Annotated in this window: 17 protein-coding genes; 12 read left to right on the plus strand and 5 right to left on the minus strand. The window is 34.8% G+C overall.

Going from position 1 to position 16,823, the window contains the following annotated elements:
- Positions 1–251: 251 nt before the first annotated feature.
- The 4 genes from CRO56_RS08140 to CRO56_RS08155 form a co-directional block, all read right to left on the minus strand.
- Positions 252–1,472, minus strand: a complete 1,221-nt coding sequence (locus CRO56_RS08140) for an MFS transporter (protein ID WP_097158117.1) — start codon at positions 1,470–1,472, stop codon at positions 252–254.
- Positions 1,473–1,534: 62 nt separating this feature from the next.
- Complete coding sequence (locus CRO56_RS08145) at positions 1,535–2,110, minus strand: TetR/AcrR family transcriptional regulator (protein ID WP_097158118.1); 576 nt, start codon at positions 2,108–2,110, stop codon at positions 1,535–1,537.
- A 561-nt stretch (positions 2,111–2,671) separates the two neighbouring features.
- On the minus strand, positions 2,672–3,466 hold the full coding sequence (locus CRO56_RS08150; protein WP_097158119.1) for an SDR family NAD(P)-dependent oxidoreductase: 795 nt from the start codon (positions 3,464–3,466) through the stop codon (positions 2,672–2,674).
- A gap of 97 nt (positions 3,467–3,563) precedes the next feature.
- Entirely contained in the window at positions 3,564–4,586 is a 1,023-nt protein-coding gene (locus tag CRO56_RS08155; protein WP_097158120.1) for an AraC family transcriptional regulator, read from the minus strand.
- A 668-nt stretch (positions 4,587–5,254) separates the two neighbouring features.
- Here CRO56_RS08155 and CRO56_RS08160 point away from each other — a divergent pair.
- The 5 genes from CRO56_RS08160 to CRO56_RS08185 all read left to right on the plus strand — a co-directional run bounded on the left by CRO56_RS08160 (position 5,255) and on the right by CRO56_RS08185 (position 9,342).
- Positions 5,255–5,641, plus strand: coding sequence for a DUF5412 family protein (locus CRO56_RS08160; protein ID WP_281257293.1), 387 nt, complete (start codon positions 5,255–5,257; stop codon positions 5,639–5,641).
- 108 nt (positions 5,642–5,749) lie between these two features.
- Positions 5,750–6,112, plus strand: a complete 363-nt coding sequence (locus CRO56_RS08165) for a hypothetical protein (protein WP_097158122.1) — start codon at positions 5,750–5,752, stop codon at positions 6,110–6,112.
- Positions 6,113–6,634: 522 nt separating this feature from the next.
- Complete coding sequence (locus tag CRO56_RS08175; protein WP_097158124.1) at positions 6,635–7,183, plus strand: DUF3231 family protein; 549 nt, start codon at positions 6,635–6,637, stop codon at positions 7,181–7,183.
- 344 nt (positions 7,184–7,527) lie between these two features.
- Positions 7,528–8,517, plus strand: a complete 990-nt coding sequence (locus CRO56_RS08180; protein ID WP_097158125.1) for a hypothetical protein — start codon at positions 7,528–7,530, stop codon at positions 8,515–8,517.
- A 288-nt stretch (positions 8,518–8,805) separates the two neighbouring features.
- Positions 8,806–9,342 (plus strand): DUF1697 domain-containing protein, encoded by a 537-nt coding sequence (locus tag CRO56_RS08185; RefSeq protein ID WP_097158126.1) that lies wholly within the window; start codon positions 8,806–8,808, stop codon positions 9,340–9,342.
- 79 nt (positions 9,343–9,421) lie between these two features.
- Here the strand turns inward: CRO56_RS08185 and CRO56_RS08190 are convergent, their stop codons facing one another.
- Positions 9,422–10,183 carry an MBL fold metallo-hydrolase gene (locus CRO56_RS08190; protein WP_097158127.1) on the minus strand — a complete coding sequence of 254 codons (762 nt, stop codon included), beginning with the start codon at positions 10,181–10,183 and terminating at the stop codon, positions 9,422–9,424.
- A 130-nt stretch (positions 10,184–10,313) separates the two neighbouring features.
- Between CRO56_RS08190 and CRO56_RS08195 the strand changes: the two genes are divergently transcribed.
- From CRO56_RS08195 to CRO56_RS08225, 7 genes are all read left to right on the plus strand, one after another.
- Positions 10,314–10,724, plus strand: a complete 411-nt coding sequence (locus CRO56_RS08195) for an Lrp/AsnC family transcriptional regulator (RefSeq protein ID WP_097158128.1) — start codon at positions 10,314–10,316, stop codon at positions 10,722–10,724.
- Positions 10,725–10,919: 195 nt separating this feature from the next.
- On the plus strand, positions 10,920–11,441 hold the full coding sequence (locus tag CRO56_RS08200; protein ID WP_097158129.1) for a hypothetical protein: 522 nt from the start codon (positions 10,920–10,922) through the stop codon (positions 11,439–11,441).
- Positions 11,442–12,140: 699 nt separating this feature from the next.
- Positions 12,141–12,605 (plus strand): DinB family protein, encoded by a 465-nt coding sequence (locus CRO56_RS08205; protein ID WP_179714213.1) that lies wholly within the window; start codon positions 12,141–12,143, stop codon positions 12,603–12,605.
- Between the two features lie 314 nt (positions 12,606–12,919).
- Positions 12,920–13,402 (plus strand): DinB family protein, encoded by a 483-nt coding sequence (locus CRO56_RS08210; protein ID WP_097158131.1) that lies wholly within the window; start codon positions 12,920–12,922, stop codon positions 13,400–13,402.
- Between the two features lie 98 nt (positions 13,403–13,500).
- Entirely contained in the window at positions 13,501–13,938 is a 438-nt protein-coding gene (locus tag CRO56_RS08215) for a TetR/AcrR family transcriptional regulator (protein ID WP_245855706.1), read from the plus strand.
- Positions 13,939–13,947: 9 nt separating this feature from the next.
- Entirely contained in the window at positions 13,948–14,112 is a 165-nt protein-coding gene (locus CRO56_RS08220) for a DUF2197 domain-containing protein (RefSeq protein ID WP_097158132.1), read from the plus strand.
- Positions 14,113–14,900: 788 nt separating this feature from the next.
- Positions 14,901–16,673 carry a SpoIID/LytB domain-containing protein gene (locus CRO56_RS08225; protein WP_097158133.1) on the plus strand — a complete coding sequence of 591 codons (1,773 nt, stop codon included), beginning with the start codon at positions 14,901–14,903 and terminating at the stop codon, positions 16,671–16,673.
- The last annotated feature ends 150 nt before the right edge of the window (positions 16,674–16,823 follow it).

The following is a 16,823-nucleotide window of genomic DNA, read 5'->3' on the forward strand; positions in this document are numbered from 1 at the left end:
ATCTCTCAAATACTCACTTTATTCTTAAAATAATGCACTTAAACTATCTGGAAGATAATTGAAGAGTTGGATTCTGTAATAAGGCATTGGAGAGATGAATGAGGTGTATTGGTTATAATCTTATTTTTGGCATAGGCCAAAACGAATAAAGATAAGCGATAATAGTGATAAAATTGCTCCTGATATAGAAGATAATGCTAATACTGCCACCAAAATTAGATTTTGACTCTAACTTTTGGGGGCATTGATAGTTAGGACATGTATTTACTTTTGGTTTTAGATAAATTTATTGTATTATTTTTTATTAAATGAACTAATAAGGCGATTAAAGGCAAAGCTGTTCCGATGAGTAAAGTTGCTTCACTATTAAATTTATAGTAAGTATAACTTCCAATCCATGAACCAAAGGCTCCTCCCAAAAAGAAAATAGTCATATATAATCCATTAAGTCTATTTCTTTCCTCGGGGTTCAAACTAAAGATAACTTTTTGACCTAGTAATAAATTTCCTGATACACCAATATCAATGCTAATGCCTGAGATAAGGATTATAATTACACTCAATAGTGAATGATCTTGAACAAAAAATAATAGTACGATAGATAATAGTACGAGCGCCATTGATACATTAGTCATTGTAAAAATATAACCTTTATCTGCTATTTTACCAATGGTAGGAGTTAATAAAGCTCCAGCTATTGCAACAAATCCAATTAATGCAATTTCATTATTTGAAAAATGTAATGGCTCTGACCTTAATAAAATTGGGATAACTGTCCAATAAAGACTAAATGTTGCAAATAAACATGCGTGATAAAAAGCTCTTTGTTGTAAAGGAGATGTATTTATTAGTAGCTTCACCATAGAGGTTATTAAATTTGAATATGACAAGTTACTATTCGATACTATTTCATAGTTGGGCAAAAATTTTATAATTAACAATAATACGGCAACTAGCGTTATTAATGAAAATAGAAATACCATTCTCCAGCCGAACCAGTCAGTTATTCCGATAGATAATGGGCGAGCAATCATAATCCCAATCAATAAACCACTCATCACTTTACCTACATATTTACCTGTCTCTTCAATGGGCACAATCCTCATTGTTAGTGGAACTAATATTTGAGCCGCACAGGCTCCAATGCCAATTACGGTTGTTAATATTAAAAAAACAATTCCATTTATCGAAATAAGAGTACCAATTAATGAAATAATAGAAAGCCCGATAAGAAGAACAATTATTTTCTTACTTTTAAATAAGTCAGCCATTGGTACGATAAAAAATAATCCCAATCCATACCCAATTTGTGTCAAGGTAGTGAGCAATCCAGATAAATCAGAAGAGATGTTCAGATCTTTTGCAATGAATTGTACAATTGGTTGTGCATAATAAATATTAGTAGCAAGTGCACCACAACTAATTGCCAAAATAAATATTAGAAAATTTGTCTTTTTAGTCAACTTTATCATTCCTCTTGTTTATTTTATTGTTTTTTTGGTACGTTCGTTCCAAAATGTTTAAAAAAGAAAGACTATAGGTCTGCAATAGTCTTATCCACCAGATTATAGGCTAGATATTTCTCTTTTCTATATCTGGACATTAAATTAATACTATGATTTAAACTTAATAAAGAATATGCAACTAATTCAGAGTTAGCCCCTTGTGAAATTTCTCCCTTCTTTTTTCCTTCTTCAATGACTTGCTTAAATACTTTTTCAAGTTCATTAAAGTCATTTAGAAGTATTTTTTCTATGGAAGGATCAATATGTCCAATAAGCAATGAAGAATTAGTTATAATACAACTTTTGGGAATGTCATCTGAATAGCATTCTTCAATATGTTGATAAAAAAAGGATTTAAGTGATTCTTTAGTGTTTATGCCACTAAAAAGTAAATTTCTCTTTCGATAGCCATAGTTTTTATAATGTTCTAAAACCAGTTTAAATAGTTCATCCTTATCTCCAAAACTATCGTAGAGAGTGGATCGACTTATTCCCATTGTTTCAATAAGATCTGAGATATATGTAGCGTCATAACCTTTTTCCCAGAATAAATACATTGCTTTATCCAAAGCATGTTCTTTGTTAAAACTAATACTTCTACCCAACTTACAACACCCCCATTCATATAAATTAGTATAGATGTTTTGGAACGAAGAGTCCAGAAAAACATATTCTTAATCAATTTCGTTAAAGGGCGCTTTTCTGAAACAATGAAAAGTGCTTATTTCTGCTTTATAAAATATTGAATTAATAGAAATTGCGAAATAAAGGAGATGAAAAAAGATGAGTTAATGACTCACCTTATTTTTTACAAACTGAACAGAGTATTTTATCAGCATGCTTGCTCATTGATGCATCAAAAGCACCATAAGGTAATTTAGTTGGGCTTGGTAATTTTAGTTCAATTTGGACACTTTCATTAGTTTTAAGTTCTTTATTACAAATAGAACATTTTAATTGTTTATCTTTAAACCCAAAACCACGATGTATGAATAATAGGTTTCAAAATAATTAATAGTGTGCAGTTCGCTTAAATAGTAAAAGAGTGATCTTCAGCAAATAGCACTTAGCAGAAAAAGAAAGCGTAAGCTCTTAATTTTTGACGAAAATTTGTTTGTTGAAAGAATTCTTTTACTCACCTTGAGAGATGAGTAAAAGAAAAAGTGCTAGAAAATAGTCGGTACCATGCCTCCATCCATACGGATCGGAGAACCTTTAAAAGCGGATGCATAAGGGCTACATATAAAGGTAGCTAATCTACCTATCTCAGTTGGCTTGATAAATCGTTGGATTTCAGACTGAGGTAGATTTGTAGTCATAAATTCTTTCTCTTTTTCTGAAAAAGTCATATCTTCATTAGGGTACATCCCCTCAATTATTTGATACACATTTTCGGAGAGTGATGGTCCCGGCATGATCGTATTGACTGTAACTTCTTTTCCTATTGTTAATTTAGATAGGCTTTTTGACAATGATAATAGCATTGATTTTGTCATACAATATTGAGGCATTTGTCCCGAGGGCATAACTGCTTCTTCACTCGCAATAAAGATAATTCGACCAAAATTATTTTTTATCATTTTAGGTAAGTAAAATTTAGATAATCCATTTGCAGCAAGAACATTAGTACGGATATACTTTTCCCATACTTCATCGTCGACGTCCTCATATTTCATAATTTCATAAATCCCCATATTGTTAACTAAAATATCAATTTGGGAATGTTTTTTAAATAATGCTTCCCTTTGTTGAATATCTACAATATCGGCAGTAGCATTTTGAGGGAAGGTATCAGGGAACTCTAACGTAATTTCATTTACGGTTCGTTCTACCTCTTCGTAATTTCGTCCATTAATTAGTACATTAACACCTTCTTTTGCAAGTTCAATGGCAATTGCTTTACCAATCCCTCTTGTTGATCCAGTGACTAAAGCTGTTTTATTTTTTAATTCCATATCCATAATACATTGCTCCTTTTAGTTTAAAAAAATAATCCTTTTATTTTGTAGTTATTATTAAGTTATCCGGCTGTTAATTCAGTGTCAAAAAGTAAACTAGTCAATTAATCAATTTTGCACCGAGATGTTCAGTACGCCATTTTAAAGGGGTAGCACCTTCCCAAAGGTGAAAGGCACGGTAGAATGAGTTTTGGTCTTCATATCCAATCAAAAAGGCGACCTCTTTAATATCAAGTGACGGGTCTGCCAGGTACTCTCTAGCCTGCTCATGTCGAACTTTTGTTAACAAATGCTTGAAGCTCGTGCCTTCTTCAGTAAGTCGCCGCTGCAAGGTACGATCGCTTATCCCTAACTCGCTCGCGATAGTCTGAATGTCAGGGCGACCTCCTGTTAGGCTACGTTTCATGATCCACTTGACCGTCTCGGTAATTGAGGGGCTGCGTGGCTGCTCAATCAACGACTGTTCCAGTACGGGAGTCAGCATCTCCAGCAATTCTGCATTGTACGAGACAAAGGGACGATCCAGATCTGCTCGATGTATAGTCAACCTGTTACAATTTGTACCGATCTGAATTCGGCAGCCAAAGTAATCTTCAAGTATCTGTAGGTCGCCAATTGAATGGGTAGAAAATTCTACGAACTTTGCTGTCAAAGTTTGACCTGTGCCCCGGCGTCCCAGCTCGAGAAGAAATGCCAACGTAATACCAATTAGAATGGGAGGACTGGGGTGTTCACTATGCAATGTTTTTATTTCAATTGTACAGAGTTCATCTTCCTCGATGATATGTAAGCTTTCTGGAGGGCACAGTTGTTTGTACCTGGCCATTCGCTTTAAAGCATCACGGTAGTCACGAGCGTGGTAAGTTGCTAAGACAGTCGGAGGGAAATGATCTGTTTCAAAGGATTTCACAAGCTTGATGATTCCTTTGGCAGTGTCATCGATGAGATCGGAGTAAGCCTGCCAGATTGCAAAATATTGGGCTGTGGTGACAACTGGATCAGAAACAATGGTGATTGGCAATTGTGCTTTTCGAACCACGTCGTGGGCGACTATTCCCAATTGACGTAATCCTGCCCAAAATCCTGCTGGAATTTTAATACGATTAGAGGTATATAACGTCATAAGTAGGGGTCTCCTTTATCTATTAACATTAGTAGTTTAATCGTAAATTGTGTGCTTCTTTGCTAACGGTACAGTTTAATAGTACCTCTCCAACGATGCTTTGTAACTAGCAAATGGCGACAAAACACTTGCTAACTACGCCAAATAATAATAAAAACGACAGCAGTACATAAGGATTGTTATACTAAATTCTTGGTCAGTTTTTTAAAGCTCTATCTTATTTTCCACTATTCAGCAAACAAAGCGCGATTGTGGAATAAGCATCCCTTTTCTTATTTAACAAACGGGTGTGATTGTTCAATAAAAGCAGTCTCTCCTTTCTTATTGAAGTAATGGGAAGGTAAGTTGAATAAGGAGATCGTCATTTAGTCAATCATATTTCCTTTATCATTTACTCAGAAAATTTCGATTCGAATATGGAATATTATGTTAAAATTATTTTGAGGAATTTCAGAACTAACTGACAGGTAAGTGTAAGAGGGTATTAAAATAAATTATTTAATTCAAACCGGAATCCGTAGGGGGTAACAGATGTACCTGAAATATAATATATATTCTTTTTATTTCACCATACTCTGTCTTTTCTTCTTTTCTTCTTTTCTTTATGTTTGTTTGACTCAACGATTATTCATTTCAACATTCTCTACTTTGTTATTTACTTTATCATTATGTTACCTCTTGTCTTTGGAATTCTTGGATTTAAATACAATGATACAATAATTTCAAAGATTAGAAGTTGGTTAACAATCTTTTTTGTCCTTATTTTATTAATTATTTTGGTGATTCTGCTTTTGTTATCCTCTTTGGGAAGAGATGAATTAATAAAAACCGTTCAGTCACCAGATGAAAACTATACCATTAATTTTTATTCCTGGGATGCTGGTGCAGCTGGAACATTTGGAATTTCAGGAGAAGTAGAGGGATTCTGGTCTCATAGAAGGATTTACTATGAAAGAAGAATTGAACAAGCAGAATTAGAATGGTTAAACAATCACACCATTTCTATTAATGGGCATCATTTGGATTTAGATAATGAAGAGACTTTTCCAAGGTAAGTATCTTTTTAATATTTAACTAACGGGTCAGGATAGTTCAAGAAGGTAATCTGACATTTTGTAAAAATAAAAAGATGCATTAATGTAGACATTTCAGGGGGAGAGAGAATGAGGAATGTTTTTATTGGATTTGTCTTAAGTTTGTTATTGTTACTTTGTTTTACATTATTAAATGGAATTGGCATATCGATTTCTTTTGGGATTTCACTAGTCATTACCTCAATTGTATTTGTATATTTTGTAAATAATAAGAAACCTAATCTCAAAGGGATTGTATTAATTTCCATAGTGACTGGAGTATTTTATATAATCTATGTTTCAATCGGAATTAAATTATTCCCAAATGAAGAAGTAAGGGATTTAGGAGATGTAGTTATGCCCTATCTATATGCTTTTATTTTTGGTTTACTTACAACTTTTGTTTTTATCTTTTTAGGATTTAAATATATGCAAAGAGTAGCTAAAAATTGAGGGAATCCGTGGTTTTAAAATCCATGACAGGGGAGATTACCATGAATTCTTATACTAAAGGGATTATTCTTTCAATAATCCTTTTTGTAGTTTTTGTTGTACTTTATTATTTAATAGGTAGGAACGGTTTTATAATTGATGACGGTATTCTAATGGTAAGCCAAGTATTTTTGGGATTTATCCATTGGATTTATGCTTGGCCGCTTTACAAATATTTTCTTCTAAATTCTTGCTGATCCTTACGGAACCATACATTGTGGACAATAAATCAAAATGGGTTGTGAATTATTTTATGTTTAAATAGGTGATATAGCAGTAAGTATCACTTCATATTAAGATAGCTGGGCCGGTTAGAGTAACAATTTAACAAAACGTTGATTCCTTTTTAATGCTGGCAATTGTCTATTTAGCTTGAAATTTGCTTATCGTACAATATTATGAAAAGTTGCTGATACCCCTGAATAAAAAATCTTCCTATTCAAACAATATGGGTAGTCTACCACCAGATAGGGAGGGAAATACATGATAAAAATTTGGGAAACAATTATGGATGCCATAAAATCACAGTCAGTTCAAGACGAAGACCAGCCTCTTCATGTTGGCGAAGTCATGGCATGCTGGATTTACTTAGCGGGACTTGAATTAGCAAAAGTCTCTGTTCAGGCAGGTTTAAATACCACGACGGATGATGAACTAAAAGCAATGCTTGAAGAGGATATGAAACTAGGTACCAGTCAAAGGGAGCGGCTCCATCATTTCATGATTAAGGAAGGAATTCCGTTACCTTCTGCTCCAGAAGATATGCCAATATCAGATCCTAAAGGTATTCCTCTCGGTGTTAAATTAACTGATGATGTAATTGCAAACGAATTATCTTTAAAAATCGCAAGTTTAATTTTGCGCGCTGCTGGTGCTGCTGCCGAATCGATTCGTACAGATGTTGGTTTATTGTTTATTCAGTTTCAAGCAGAAAAATTAGCTTACGCAACTAGACTAAAACATTTAATGCGTAAACGGGGATGGATTAAAATACCGCCATTTTATGTTCCACCTGGGTCCCAACACCATTAAAAGAAGTGGCGTAGATAGTATTGGGAGTGAAAACTAAACATTCTGTTATTGCTAACGAGTGCGTTAATTCAAAGGGATTAACGCTTTTTATGTTTTTTAGAGAATTCACCAATTTTTTGAATATAAGGAAATAAACAGTTTTTTAGATTTAGGAACCAACTATGACAGAGCGTCGTCTATTAGGGGGAAGGAAATGAAATGGGAAGTTATTGTACTACCGAGGCAGGAAAGTTAAAGAAGGAATTAGTCACTCTAACAAAGAAATACTGGTACAGAACCATTTTTTCTTACTAAAGGAGCTTTATTTTAATATTATTATTTTATGAAATTGTGGAGTGATTTCAATGGTGGTAGCTGATTTGTGTGAAGCCTGTAAAGTAAATGAAATTAACGTTAAAGAAACCTCCGATGACCCCAATCAGCCTTATAAATTATGCAGTCAATGTCACGATAGGTTATTAAAACTCTCCTTGAGACCCATTGAATGGTATAACCTAGCAGTTGTCCATTCTACCAACAAATTTTTGCTACACGATGATTTTTACGATGAAGACGGGGAAGCCAGTCAACCAGAAGAAGATGTAATTGTAACTGATAAAGATAAAGCACCAACGTTGGAAGATGTTCAAAATGATCTAGAGTCTTTGTTAGATTTTTCAATAACTAGATGGTTTCTTGAAGCTGATGTAATAAAAGCCTTTAAAGAACACGATAATCTAACGATTTTAAAATCTGTAAAATCGAGATTTTATAGAACAGAGAATTACGAGATAAAAACACGAATGTTGGAAATTGTAGCTGATGTATTAGGTACCACAGCTTCAGGCTGGGTTAGAGAGCTTTGGGAAAACTATGACAAAGAATTGCTATACCCAATTTCTTGGGCAACAGCGAGTAGTCTTCCAATCGAAGAAGGCTTAAATAATGTATTTGAGAAATTGAAATCGGTAAAAGAAAAAGAATTGCCTAGAGTCGCTTTCAGCAGTCTTTATCGTTTCCGTTCAAATGACATACTCGATTGGATGGAGGCTAATTGTACAATTTTTAATGATAATTGGGGAAGGTTGGCAGCCTTATGTTTTCCTACCTGGGATAGAATGAAAATGTGGTTAGACAAAGGAAGACCTTTAAGTTTAATTGCTCTTGATACAATGGCAAACTGTTTTATTAGAGGCGGAGACCATGTTGTTGAGCAATTTACTCCTAAGATACTTGGAACAGAGAAAAATGAAGTCGACCAGATATTAAATGATTATTATCAAAAAGACAGTGTTCCTCGAGTTAAAATGAAAGTAGCTAGAATAGTGGAGAACAAGAAAGAAATATTTCAATAAAAACTGAGTTAGTTCCTTTAGTCTAATCATGATGGTGAAATACGGGTCCATGTCTTTCTTTATCAAAAAGACATAATTAGTGGCACATTGTTTGCATTAGAAAATGACGCAAGCAGTAAATTATTAGGTTGGTAAAAAATGATTAATGTAAACGGATGCTAGAACATAAGAACAACGAACTGATCGCAGCTCTTATTTCTTATGAGTTAACGAAGCAGGTTAGCATAACAAGTATAGTCAACAAGATTATAATGGATTTATAAGTAAAGAGTTGAAAGGAGGATGGTTATGGTTTATGTCGCTCTTCTTAGAGGGATTAATGTAGGTGGAAAAAATAAAATTGACATGAAGTTGCTTAAACAAACGTTTGAACAAGTCGGGATGAACGATGTGATGACATACATCAATACAGGTAATATTATTTTTTCATACAAGGGTCTATCAAAAACTGAACTATCACATTTTTTGGAAGAAGCAATACATAATGATTTCGGATTACAAATTAAAGTAGTAGTTCGAAGTGTCGATGAGGTCAGAGAAATTATTAACGCTATTCCTAAAACTTGGAAAAATGACAAAGACATGAGAAGTGATGTCATGTTTTTATGGGATGAAATTAATGATGAATCTGTACTTGGGAATTTGGTTATTAAACCGAATATTGACACGGTAAAGTATGTCCCCGGCGCGATCCTATGGTCGATTGACAAGAAAAATGTAACTAAAAGCGGTTTGTCAAAAATCGTTGGATCAAAGATATATAAACAAGTTACGGTAAGAAATGTCAACACCGTTCGTAAAATATATGAACTGATGCAAGCTTAAAACAGTTAGTTCTCCCGATGATAACTACACCATTTATTAAAAACAGACAGAAATATCACATTTCTGTCTGTTTTCAGTCTTAAAATGAATATGATTCACCATCATTTGGTACTAACACATTAGAAGCGATTCCTCTTTCGTTAATAAAGCTCTTTAGTTCTTCTCTGGACAATGCCCAGTGATTGACAGCTTCCATGTGGACAGCAATAATTTTTGCATTAGGGGCAGCCTTATACACTTCATATACATCATCTTTCCCCATGACAAGAGAACCGCCCTCAAAGAATTGGTTATCTCCGGCATTGACCACAATAATTTCCGGTTTATGTGTGTCAATGACTTCTTGTACTGCTTCATACCAAACCGTATCGCCAGCTACATATAATGTTTTCTCATCAGGATGCTTGAAGACAACGCCACACACTAGACCAGCAAGCTTTAAGATTTCACCTCTTCCGTGCTCGCCTTTTGTTTTAATTAATTGGATACCTTCGAAAACGGTATCCTCTTGTAAAACCTCTACATTTTGGAAACCAGTATTTCGAATTTCTGTTGCATCTTCTTCATTTTGGGAAAATATTTTAATTTCTTTTGGCAGTGCTTCTTTAGCAGCATCATCCCAGTGGTCATAATGCAGATGAGTGACTATAACAGCATCAATATCTTGAATAATATTATCAATGGATGTTGGCAAGCTAACCAAAGGATTGTTTTGATCTTGTCTTGGTGCATTTGGGAAAGGAGGGTAAGTCCCTTTTTCCGCTAACATTGGATCGATTAAAAACTTTTTCCCTGCGTATTCAACAACTAATGTTGCATTACGAATTTGATGTATATTCATATATATTATCTCCTTTTCATTGAAATTTCTTTGGAACAATGTATATTCTAAACTATGACCCATCGAACGATACAGAGTTTAAATAAAGTCTTTTGCCCGTTTGACTTTATTAATGAAAGGAGTTAAATAAATGTTAGATAATACGGATATGAGGATCTTAGATGAACTATCCAAGAACAGTCGGATTACAATGAAAGAATTAGGCGAGAAAGTCCATTTGACTGGACCAGCTACAACGGCTAGAGTAGCAAAATTAGAGGATAGTGGTATTATTGAGGGCTATACCATTAAAGTTAACCAAGTCAAATTAGGATTTTATATACATGCTTTTATTACTATCATTACAGAACGGATTTTTCATCAATCATATCTGTCGTTCATAAAAACACAAGAGAGATATCTAATAAATAATTATAAAATCAGTGGAGATGGTTGTTACCTTCTAGAATGTAAGTTTCCATCCAATGAATTAATGAATCAATTTTTGGAAGAATTAAACGAGCATGCAAACTATAAATTATCCATTGTTATTGATAAATAGCGAATCATTACAACGGAGAGTTTGTGAATAATTGTACTTAAACAAACGGGTGTATTTCTTTAAGAAGAAGTGCACTATTTTTATTGAATGTTTTCAGGTTATATTTATGATGATAATGCATCATAAGCGTCTTTTTATGAAACTTTATCCAGGATTTATTCGTATCCATTCATATATAGACTGTGGGGTGTTATTATGGCGAATGTAATAAATGTGGCATTTGCTATCTTAATTGTTATGGGGATCGGGGTAGCAGTTTATTACCTCGTTAAGAATTTTAGAGACAAAAAAAGAGTGGTTCCTGTATATGGGTTATCTTATAGCGGAGAGTATACTCAGAAGAATTTTTGGACAAATGAGATTTTTATTCTGGTCATTTTAACGCAAGGGTTTGGACTGTTGAAGTTATCAATGACTGTGAATATTTTGATGATATGTTTTCTGATTATCCTTACTGTCCTCTATTTTACACAGATCTGGCGTGGTGCGATTGGAAAAAAAGGTGTTGTATCGGCTACTAAGTTTTACGATTGGAAACAGATAGATACTGTTGATTGGATAACAGGACTTCAAGCTGAAAATCCTGGTTATCCTAGCTGGGGATTGGTTCGTTTTTATATAGGTAACCATTATGTGGAGTTCGTGATCAAAAAAAAGATAGAGGATGAAGTACGTACTTTTGTAGAAGAACAAATGGATCTTGCAAAAGCAAATTAGTCTATCGAATTGTTTTACTTAAAAGCGTTTTCTTAGAATAATTACAGATTCATGCAGTTTTATTCTACAAACGGGTGCAACAAGGGGTTGTAATAGCAGAACTTCTTTTTTCAACTAAAGGAGCAGGTTAATTAAACAAGGACTGTTTATAGCTGTTTCCCCTGAAAGAGTAGGGATTATTCATTTTTCCGATGAAAATTGTGCAGGCTGGCTATGATCACAGCAAGGAGTAGATACGTATCTAGTGGAATAGTCCGGTTGATTTCTCATTACTTGAAAGAATGATCTTAACGCCATATTTTTGAGTAATATGCCAACGGGGCAGGATAGTTAAAGAATTTAAATCCACTGGATCTCCCTTGGTTGTTTCCAAGAACCTTTCTTATTTTACTATGTTTCGATAATCTTAGTTTTTTGCCTTAAACGTTGATTTATTTCGCCATGTTTTTTATACGGAAGGTATTAATAATAAATTATAGAATGTTTATAGTATTAGTTTTAATGTTTTTTATTAGTGTTCAAATGACGGGTGGGGGTGACGTGAACGGAACCATAATAGCTATTGCATTCGTTGTTTTACTTTTTGTTCTATCGCCTGACAAATAACAAAATAGCAATGTGGCCTGAGTAACAGTGGAAAGGTCAAAAGGATTGGTCATGAAAAAAGTTTTTTGAATTTTTAAAAGTGAGGGAATGCATATGTCATCTTATTTCTTTGAAAAGGGGTTACATGGGGTAAATGCTCATGTTGATCCCGTGGAAGTGTTTGAGGGTTTACGGTGGGAGATGGCTGGAAAAAAAACCGAAAACTGTCCATATTCAGTGTGGCAGGTTCTAAACCATATGATTTTTTGGCAAGATTACTATCTTACCTTGCTTAAAGGTAGGGTGCCCAATCCTCCAGAACATGACGAAGAAACTTGGCCCGATGAAACAGCTCCGTCAAATGAAACCGAGTGGAATAATACTTTTCTCCAATTCAGTAATGGACTAAAGGAAGCTGAAAACGAAGCAAAAAAAGATTTAAAGGAACTGCGAGATGCGAGATTAGGAAGGACTCGAGGTGACATTTTAACCACACTTATGGCACACAACAGTTATCATACAGGGCAGATAGCACTGATTCGGCGAATAATTGGAGCGTGGCCTCCCCCTTCATGGTGATACTTGGTAGCTAACTATTTGCCATTTAAAGTTTTGAAAGTTAAACCTATTAGGAACTGTATTAACCGCATATTACAAATAATTAAAACAAGGTATTGGACAGGATGTTTATGTCCGGGACCTTGTTGGAGCTAACGAATAGCGTTAGCTTAACAACAGAGGTAGCTGCGGCACCTCTATTTCTTATTCAACAAACGGGGCAGTTTAGTTAAGAAGAAAAAGGATTTTGTTGTATTTAACACGAAAATAAATCGGTAGGATAAGCAAGCAAAATTGCATTAATTTAGGAATCCTGGAATTGAGGAGTGATTAGAATGACTCACGTAAAAGATATTCTAACTGACCAGTTCTTAGCGAATGCCAATGATGCGAGTTGGTACAGACCATTTTCAGAATCCGTGGAGGATTTAACAGAAGAACAAGCATTGTGGAAGCCAAATGAAAATTGTCTTAGTATAGCTGAGATAGTACAGCATTTAATATATTGGAATCAATGCTGGCAGACTAGGTACATTGAATCCAGTATAGATTCTGCCCCTTCAATTGCAGATAATATTGAGAGCTTTAAAATACCTGAAAATATCACCTTTAAAGAATTAAAGGAAACGTTGCTTGATGTACTTTTAAGGTGGGATGGGTTATTAACCACTGAGAAAATAGAAAGTGATGTTATCGGTTTTTCGGAAAAGGCTAAATGGTGGCAGATTCTTGGAAATTCAACTACTCATAATGCATATCATATTGGTCAAATTATATTTATTAGGAAACTACAAAACAGTTGGAAAACAGATAAGTAAGAAATTCACTAGCGTTGATTCAGAAGGATTGACGCATTTTTTAATTATTTTTAATTCAACTAAAGGAGCAGATTAGCTTAAGAAGGGATACAAATATCTTGGTAAATTTCGAATACTATATGGCTTGGCAATCATATATTGCTCCACGAATAGAAGCTCAAAAAACTCCAAAAGAAATGCTTCGGTTGTATATTGAATCCAATCTTACATTCGTAGATGAAAATCGGCAGCATGTTTTCGCTGTTATAGAAATGGTTTCTAATAAGAGAACTGCTGACGGTAAACTTCGGTTTGCAGCAGACCATGATGAAACTATTTTACTTCCAATTGAAAATATTCTCACCCTAGGGATGCAAGAAGGATTTTTCCGAGAATTTACCAGATCGTCAGCAAGGGTGATGGCGTTAACAATAAGAAATGCCATTGACGGGTTCACCATTGAATTAATGAGAAAGCCTCATTTAGATGTTCAGGAATATACTAGAGAACTGGTTACAATCTTCGATAAATCAACTAAAAAGGAATGTGTCACTTAGGAGGAAACAATGATTTACTATGAGGTACTTTGTTATAGTTGTAAAAGAAAATTCAAAGTATACGAAGGTTCACTAAAATATAAACAATTTAAGGAAAGAAGGAATAGGATTTTTTGTTGCGAAGATTGTAGCCATAAGATACGCATTGATGCAATTAAAAATTTCTTTAGATAGTTTTTTGGGGAGTGTCTTTCTAATAGATTGTGAAAAAATGTACTTAAACTAAAAGGTGGGTTAGTTGAAAAAGGTTAAAATAATACAACAATTCACATAGATTTAGAAACTAACATTAATGTCTGTTCAGAGATTTTGAAGAAAATCCAGTTACAATCATTAACGTACTTTTATTTTTAAAAGGATTTACAGTATTCCTAGATATTATGGGGTTTCTTAATTACCAATAATAATGTCTGTGAACAGTTGTTCATGTGAAGCTATAATAAATCCTGTCGCTTACAGTAATTAAATATGCCACAGATTATAACTTAGCAAGTCATTCAATTAAACCTATTATGGTGAGTTATTGCCATAATAGGTTTTTCATTTCTGCATAAAGCGAGAAAAATAAAACACCAGATCCATTTTTATAATTGGAGTGGAAGGCACGAGACTCCTCATAAAATGCTGCGCATTTTTCTCGTGCGATGATACGCTTGCGAAGCCTTCCTTGTCCTGCGGGAAGAGCAAGCCCAGTGAGACCCCTATCGTACCGAGGAGTGTCGGTTGGATTCAGTAGAGCAAAATCTGAACGCAAGTAAAAACAGGTCTATAGACTTATTTTTTCGAATAAAGCTATAAATGTCTAGGCAACTAGACAGGTATAATGTCCCTTTTTTCAGAAAATTTAATATGTTACGATAAACCCACGAATCTACTAAAAAAGGAGAATTATAAAATAGTTTACTAGATTTGTAAAATGGTCTGAAAGCGCTAACAAAATAGTAAAGTGGGGGGAGTAGTATATGCTGTCAAAACGAGTAAGTAAATGGATGAGTGTATTGGCAACCATCGTTCTTTTTACTGGACTTTTTTCTCAATTAGGACAAGCTTCCACATCAGAAGAAAACAAATCCTGGGTTGAGTATACGGAAAAAATTATGGCCAAGGATCAAGAAGTACTTGAATTAGAGCTTCAAGGTGAGTTAAAGCTTGCAAACAATTACGATGTAATACAAAAAGGCGAAAACAGAGTGTACCAAAAAACGCTCGATGATGTAAGAGTCGGTGCAGAAAATGTAACAGTTCGAGTGAACCATAAAAATGAAATTACGAAAATTTTTATCAATGGGCCAACCCCAATTGAAACAATGAGAGTAGGGATTATGACTTCAGGCTTTGCGACGGTTGACCACGAAAGAATCGTATTAAGTTCACAAGCAGGACTTGAAATCGTTGACAAAGTTGCTGGTGAAACCTTTGCAGTTGCTGCAGGAGAAAAAGTCACGTTTACACCTGCTTCAGGTGAAATAACCGTAACAAATGCGAATAGAGATGTATTATATACGACTCCTAACAGACTTTATGCATTTACGGAAGAGGGAAGCAAAATCAAAGTAGAGAATATTACAAGAGCAAGTGGGGATCCGTCTTACCGTGGGTTCTTTGAAATAACTGCATCTGATGCGGGAGATAAGCTGAACTTAATAAACGAAGTAGATTTCGAACAATATTTATATCAAGTCGTTCCTAGTGAAATGCCGGCTTATTTTGGACTTGAGGCACTAAAAGCGCAAGCTGTTGCTGCTAGAACCTATGCATTAGGGGATTACTTAAGCGATCGCTTTGCGCATAATGGATTCTTTGTATTAGATAGCGTTATGAGTCAGGTTTATAACAATACTCCAGAAAATGCAATGACAACACAAGCAGTAAATGAAACTGCGGGCGTTATTATGTTAGGTGCAGATGGTAGTTTAGTAGATGCTAGATATTACTCTACTTCTGGAGGATATGGGGCTTCCAAACATCAGGTATGGGCAGACAACGATGGTTCATTTCCGGGCCAAGCAGTACCTTACTTGATCGCGCAAAGCCATACATTTGATCCGAATGATCCTAGCAAAATGCTTGAAATTGATACACAAAGTGAAGAAGAAATACTAAACTTCTATAAAACATTGTCCCATACAGGCTATGATGGAAATTCACCTTGGTTTAGATGGAAGGTTAGCCTAACAAAAGAAGAGCTGGAGAATACCATTAATGCAAACATTATTGGCAGACAAGCAGCTGACCCTAATATTGTGTTAACTCAAAATGAGACGGGAGAATTTGTAAGCCAGCCAATCCCTGCGGAAGGAATCGGGGAATTTGTTGACATGTACGTTGCAAAACGCGGTGATGGCGGAAATATTATGGAGCTTGTTATTGAGGGAACAACAGGTACCTATAAAATTGTAAAGGAGTACAATATTCGTTTTACAATCAGACCAAGCAATGCATTTACAAATGGTGGAAATGTCGTCTTGCACCGCGCTACAGCTGGCAGCACAGACTACACTGGAACCTTAAATAACTACACAATCCTGCCATCAGCTTTCTTTGGTTTTGAAATGGATGAGGAAAATGGTGTTACATTCTATGGCGGCGGAAACGGCCACGGTGTAGGGATGAGTCAATACGGTGCCTATTACCTTGGTACAGCATTAAACTATGAGTATGACAGGATTTTAACTTCTTATTATCCAAATATGTCATTGAATGACCTTTCAGTGTTAACTGAATTAGGGAAGTGAATTAGATAGTGAATAAATTCAAACTGCTGTTCTATACGGACAGCAGTTCATTTTTTGTATAAAATAATCTTTAAACTAGGTGCCGAATAGCTTTGTTAATTGGTTTGGCAATTACTCGTTAAGAATCCAGGGCAAGCTGTCGGATCATTC

It is taken from the genome of Bacillus oleivorans (assembly GCF_900207585.1).
GTDB classification, from domain to species: domain Bacteria; phylum Bacillota; class Bacilli; order Bacillales; family JC228; genus Bacillus_BF; species Bacillus_BF oleivorans.

Bases quoted from the DNA above. Each gene is read 5' to 3' on its own strand.
- CRO56_RS08195 (WP_097158128.1), top strand. From the start codon at position 10,314: ATGTTAGATAATACGGATATGAGGATCTTAGATGAACTATCCAAGAAC.
- CRO56_RS08180 (WP_097158125.1), top strand. From the start codon at position 7,528: ATGGTGGTAGCTGATTTGTGTGAAGCCTGTAAAGTAAATGAAATTAAC.
- CRO56_RS08225 (WP_097158133.1), top strand. From the start codon at position 14,901: ATGCTGTCAAAACGAGTAAGTAAATGGATGAGTGTATTGGCAACCATC.
- CRO56_RS08205 (WP_179714213.1), top strand. From the start codon at position 12,141: ATGTCATCTTATTTCTTTGAAAAGGGGTTACATGGGGTAAATGCTCAT.
- CRO56_RS08190 (WP_097158127.1), bottom strand. From the start codon at position 10,183: ATGAATATACATCAAATTCGTAATGCAACATTAGTTGTTGAATACGCA.
- CRO56_RS08160 (WP_281257293.1), top strand. From the start codon at position 5,255: ATGTTACCTCTTGTCTTTGGAATTCTTGGATTTAAATACAATGATACA.
- CRO56_RS08140 (WP_097158117.1), bottom strand. From the start codon at position 1,472: ATGATAAAGTTGACTAAAAAGACAAATTTTCTAATATTTATTTTGGCA.
- CRO56_RS08150 (WP_097158119.1), bottom strand. From the start codon at position 3,466: ATGGATATGGAATTAAAAAATAAAACAGCTTTAGTCACTGGATCAACA.
- CRO56_RS08165 (WP_097158122.1), top strand. From the start codon at position 5,750: ATGAGGAATGTTTTTATTGGATTTGTCTTAAGTTTGTTATTGTTACTT.
- CRO56_RS08175 (WP_097158124.1), top strand. From the start codon at position 6,635: ATGATAAAAATTTGGGAAACAATTATGGATGCCATAAAATCACAGTCA.
- CRO56_RS08220 (WP_097158132.1), top strand. From the start codon at position 13,948: ATGATTTACTATGAGGTACTTTGTTATAGTTGTAAAAGAAAATTCAAA.
- CRO56_RS08155 (WP_097158120.1), bottom strand. From the start codon at position 4,586: ATGACGTTATATACCTCTAATCGTATTAAAATTCCAGCAGGATTTTGG.
- CRO56_RS08200 (WP_097158129.1), top strand. From the start codon at position 10,920: ATGGCGAATGTAATAAATGTGGCATTTGCTATCTTAATTGTTATGGGG.
- CRO56_RS08210 (WP_097158131.1), top strand. From the start codon at position 12,920: ATGACTCACGTAAAAGATATTCTAACTGACCAGTTCTTAGCGAATGCC.
- CRO56_RS08185 (WP_097158126.1), top strand. From the start codon at position 8,806: ATGGTTTATGTCGCTCTTCTTAGAGGGATTAATGTAGGTGGAAAAAAT.